This window comes from Micromonospora craterilacus, assembly GCF_003236315.1.
GTDB lineage: Bacteria > Actinomycetota > Actinomycetes > Mycobacteriales > Micromonosporaceae > Micromonospora > Micromonospora craterilacus.
Map to the genome: position 1 here is coordinate 1 of NZ_POTY01000395.1, position 3,304 is coordinate 3,304.

Annotated in this window: 5 protein-coding genes; 2 read left to right on the forward strand and 3 right to left on the reverse strand. The window is 70.1% G+C overall.

Annotated features, from left to right (window positions below):
- Positions 1–21: 21 nt before the first annotated feature.
- Positions 22–675, forward strand: coding sequence for an MBL fold metallo-hydrolase (locus C1I95_RS32880; protein WP_111219886.1), 654 nt, complete (start codon positions 22–24; stop codon positions 673–675).
- A gap of 18 nt (positions 676–693) precedes the next feature.
- Here C1I95_RS32880 and C1I95_RS32885 read toward each other — a convergent pair whose 3' ends face one another.
- On the reverse strand, positions 694–1,302 hold the full coding sequence (locus C1I95_RS32885; protein ID WP_111219888.1) for a DedA family protein: 609 nt from the start codon (positions 1,300–1,302) through the stop codon (positions 694–696).
- A gap of 235 nt (positions 1,303–1,537) precedes the next feature.
- Between C1I95_RS32885 and C1I95_RS32890 the strand changes: the two genes are divergently transcribed.
- Positions 1,538–1,741 (forward strand): cold-shock protein, encoded by a 204-nt coding sequence (locus C1I95_RS32890; RefSeq protein ID WP_111219891.1) that lies wholly within the window; start codon positions 1,538–1,540, stop codon positions 1,739–1,741.
- 68 nt (positions 1,742–1,809) lie between these two features.
- On the opposite strand, the gene C1I95_RS32895 is transcribed toward C1I95_RS32890, so the two are convergent.
- A complete protein-coding gene (locus C1I95_RS32895; protein WP_111219893.1) occupies positions 1,810–2,700 on the reverse strand; it encodes a hypothetical protein in 891 nt (296 codons plus the stop codon).
- 161 nt (positions 2,701–2,861) lie between these two features.
- A partial coding sequence (locus C1I95_RS32900; protein WP_146605934.1) for a CocE/NonD family hydrolase occupies positions 2,862–3,304 on the reverse strand: 443 nt, incomplete at its 5' end.

Below are 3,304 nucleotides of genomic sequence, written 5' to 3' on the forward strand. Positions count from 1 at the left end.
CCCGAATGGATCTAGGGAGCCATGACCTACAGCGGAGATGTCACCCCCGGCGGCCCGCCGGCCGTACGCGAGCTCGACCAGCTGACCATCACCAAGGTGTCGGTCGGGCCGATGGACAACAACGCGTACCTGCTGCGCTGCCGGAGCACCGGTGACCAGGTGCTGATCGACGCGGCCAACGAGGCACCCCGCCTGTTGGAGCTGATCGGGGACGCGGGGCTACGCGCGGTGGTCACCACCCACCAGCACATGGACCACTGGGTGGGGTTGGAGGAGGTGGTCGCCAAGACCGGCGCCGGTGCGCTGGTGCACGCCGACGACGCGGCCGGGCTGCCGATCGAGGCACAGACCCTGGCCGACGGCGACCTCGTGCCGGTCGGCGACTGTGCGCTGGAGGTCATCCACCTCAGGGGGCACACGCCGGGTTCGGTGGCGTTGCTCTACCGGGATCCGGCCGGCGTTCCGCACCTGTTCACTGGCGACAGTCTCTTTCCGGGTGGGGTGGGCAACACCGATCGGGACCCGGAGCGCTTCGCCGAACTCATCGACGACGTCGAGCACAAACTGTTCGACCGGCTGCCGGACGAGACCTGGTTCTACCCGGGGCACGGCCGGGACTCGACGCTCGGCGCGGAGCGCCCGCACCTCGCCGAGTGGCGGGCCCGCGGCTGGTGATCGGTCCGATGGCGGGGGTCAGTCGGTGATCGTACGCAGCCGGCGCCGGGTGCTGAGCAGCACCAGCGCGGCGAGCAGCAGGCCCCCGACCATCGTGACCAGCAGTGGGCTCGCCCCGGCCGGGAGCAGCCCGGCCAGCGACCGCGACGCAAGGCCGACCGCCAGGTAGAGCCCGGCCCAGGCGCCCGCGCCGAGCGCCGCGAAGCCGAGGAAGCGCCGGTACGACATGTGCAGGCCGCCGGCCGCCAGGGGCAGCAACGCGTTGAACACCGGCAGGAATGGCGCGACCAGCACCAGCCGCCCGCCGTCGCGGCGCAGGATGCGCTCGGCCGCTCCCCACCGGGCCTCACCGACCCAGCCGCCGAAGCGGCTGTGCCGCAGCCGGTCGCCCCACCGCCGGCCGACCAGGAAGCTCAGCGACCAGCCGGCGAGGCAGCCGGTGACCACGGCGACGAAGGTGGCCAGCCCGGTGGTGGGACTGCCGACCGCCACCGCGGCGAGCACCGCGACGTCTCCGGGGACCAGAACGCCGAACAGCGGCACCGCGTCGAAGATCATGACCACCCCGAGCACCCCCATCAGCAGGGCGACGGGAAGTTCTCCGACCTGGGCCAGCTGGTCTGACATGCCTCGTACGCTATGGCCTGGCCGCCGGCGCGGATATCGGGTTTCCTCCCGACGTTCGCCAGGACACACTCGGGGTCATCCCTGATTCCGGTCCGACCCGGGACGTACGCCATCCCGCCACCACCTGAGGCGCTTCGGCCCGCAAACACGCCTCCCACCGGTTACTGTCGTGGGGGTATTGGGCGATCACCGGCGCGGAGCCGACGGTCGCCCGCATGGAACAGGGAGAGAACGCATGGCAACCGGCACCGTTAAGTGGTTCAACTCGGAAAAGGGCTTCGGCTTCATTGAGCAGGATGGTGGTGGACCGGACGTCTTCGTCCACTACTCGGCGATCGCGTCAAGTGGCTACCGGGAGCTGACCGAGGGTCAGAAGGTCGAGTTCGACGTGACCCAGGGTCAGAAGGGGCCGCAGGCGGACAACGTCCGCCCGATGTAACCCGTGCCGGGGTGGCGGCGGCCGGGTGGCCGCCGCCACGTAACCCTGCCGCGCTCGGCCGGCACCGGTCAGGCGGCCAGGCGTCGACCCAACTCCTCCACCACCTGCTGCGCGACGGTGGGCGGAATCGCCGCGGCGATCTGCTCGGGGGTCAGGCCGGCGAGCACCCCGGCGATGATCGCCTGCTCGTCGGTGAAGTCCTTCTTCGACAGCGCGTCCAGCGCCGTCTGAAGCGCGGTGAGCTGGGAGCCGAGGCTGCGCAGCGTCGGGTGCGAGACCCGGAACTTCGGGTCGGTGTGATCCTCGCCCATGGCCATCCGGGTGTAGATCTGCCCGACCGGGTTACGCCCGTCGAGGACGGTGAGATTGCGGTACACGGTCTGCAGCCAGTTGTGCTCCTCGGGTGTCATGTCGGGCTCCTCCTGCTTCAGTAGGCCGATGGTGCTCAGGTAGCGGCGGAACAGCGGGGTCTGGTCGCGGTTCGCCTTGATCGAGTCGCGGAAGAAACTGAAGTGGGTGTGCCACAGGTGGGAGCGGTCGCCGGTGGTACGCCGACCGAGCCGGTCCCAACGCCGGACCACCTTGCCGTCCGGCGAGTAGATGATCTCGCGCAGGTCCCGGGTGTCCGGGGCGTTGGCGACGCACTGCGCCACGCACCAGGTCGAGAAGGTGATCAGGTCGTGGTTGCTTCCGTCGGCACTGACCCGGAACATGCCCACGTCCAGGGCGGCGGCGTCGAGGGTCAGGCCGTTGCGGTCCCGGGGCGACTCCACCACGGAGTAGTCGTTCGGGACGACCCGGTCGGATCCGCAGTGGTAGCCACCACGGTGGTTGGCATCACCGACGATGCCGACCTCGCTGGGTTCGAGGTCCTCGTCGCGTACCCGGTTGGGGTCGCGATTGAGATGGTCGAGCAGTAGGCGGCGGACGGCCAGTAGGTTTGCCGGTGCCCGCGTCATGGGTCCCCCTCAGCGGTCTCGTCGTGAGCCGGGCACGACGGTGACACCGCGTACGCGGTGGGGAGGCCTCACAGGCGAGCCCGGCCATCGGGTGCACAGCGCCGGGCGTGCCCCCACGATAACCCGCTCTCAGATGAATGCCCAGGTCAGAGGCGCATTGTTCACCTTGGAAAAGGCTGTGAGGCAGAGTGGACGACCGGTAGGACCACTGCGGACGGATGATCGGGATCGTGGACGATCTCCCGATATCCACCACGGAGTGTGACGGCCGCGCCGAGGGGTTCGCCGGTGCCGGGGTTGCGCGCGTACCGGGGGTGGGCGCCGCCGGAGACCTGCACCCGCAGCCGGTGGCCGGCGGCGAAGCGGTGGGCGGTGGGCCACAGCTCCACCGGCACCACGACCGCACCCGTGGCGTCGGCCGGGAAGCGCTGCGGGTCGAGCCGGACCAGCCCGTCGCAGACGTTCCAGGAGCGACCCCGGCGGTCCACGTCGCACAGTCGCACGAAGACGTCCAGGTAGCTCAGCTCGCTGCGCAGGTGGATCTCCGCCCGCACCGGGCCGACCACCTCGACCGCGTCGCTGAACCTGTCTCTTATAAACATCT

Coding starts and splice junctions, on each gene's coding strand:
- C1I95_RS32885 (WP_111219888.1), bottom strand. CDS start 1,302: ATGTCAGACCAGCTGGCCCAGGTCGGAGAACTTCCCGTCGCCCTGCTG.
- C1I95_RS32890 (WP_111219891.1), top strand. CDS start 1,538: ATGGCAACCGGCACCGTTAAGTGGTTCAACTCGGAAAAGGGCTTCGGC.
- C1I95_RS32880 (WP_111219886.1), top strand. CDS start 22: ATGACCTACAGCGGAGATGTCACCCCCGGCGGCCCGCCGGCCGTACGC.
- C1I95_RS32895 (WP_111219893.1), bottom strand. CDS start 2,700: ATGACGCGGGCACCGGCAAACCTACTGGCCGTCCGCCGCCTACTGCTC.